The 869-nt window shown below is 58.0% G+C and carries 1 protein-coding gene; it reads right to left on the bottom strand.

Annotated elements, in window-relative coordinates; translation table 11 throughout:
• The coding region (locus JF66_RS19120; RefSeq protein ID WP_035880467.1) for a LysR family transcriptional regulator at nucleotides 1-708 on the bottom strand (708 nt) is incomplete at its 3' end.
• Nucleotides 709-869 lie beyond the last annotated feature (161 nt).

Below are 869 nucleotides of genomic sequence, written 5' to 3' on the forward strand. Positions count from 1 at the left end.
CCCTGTGGCGACAAGGTTTATGGCCGTTTCAACGTGTTCGACCTCAATCCCCACATCAATTTTCACACCCGCGATCTGCGCACGTTCGAGCAGCTGACGACGGGTGGGGTCCTTCCATCCGCAGTGAGCGTCGTAGAGCACAAGGTTCGCCTTGGCGAACTCTTCGATTGTGACGTCAGGAGCCCGGACATCCCGCGACGTGGAGATGTAGACAACTTCGTCCTTGAACAGCGGCTTCACCTGCAGGCCTTCCTCATCGACCGGCAGAACGACCAACCCGCATTCGATTTCACCCGAGACGACGGCCTCGGCCACGAGGTACGAGTTGAGCCCGACGAGACGAACTTTCACCTTGGGGTACCGGCGGTGAAATCTCTGCACCAGGTCGGCCAAATCGTAGTATCCGGCATTGCTCAAGACTCCGAAGGTGGAGACTCCCCCGTCCAACGAGGTGACGGCTCGCAGTGCTCTGACGCCGTTCTCCAACGCGCTGACCGACTGTTCAGCATAGAAACGAAGCTCGACGGCGGCAGTGGTGGGCACGAGTTGCCGCGCTCCGCGAACAAATAACTTGACACCCAACTCCAGTTCCAACCGCGCGATGAGCGCGGAAACCGACGCCTGCGCGATGTCGAGCTCGACGGCTGCGGCCGTAAAGGAACCGAACTCACAGGTCGCCAGAAACGCCTTAACTTGAGCAAATGTCATAGCTGAACCCTATGGCTTAATCACTTTTATATGTGGTGGTGCTATGCATCGGCCGATAGCTAAAGTCACACCCATGCAGATCGACGAGACCGACAGGTCATACATCAGGGGTCACTTCACGACGCTCAAAGAGCCCCTCATCGGCGGCATTCCGGCTCAAC

The sequence above is a fragment of the Cryobacterium sp. MLB-32 genome, assembly GCF_000738085.1.
Taxonomy (GTDB): domain Bacteria; phylum Actinomycetota; class Actinomycetes; order Actinomycetales; family Microbacteriaceae; genus Cryobacterium.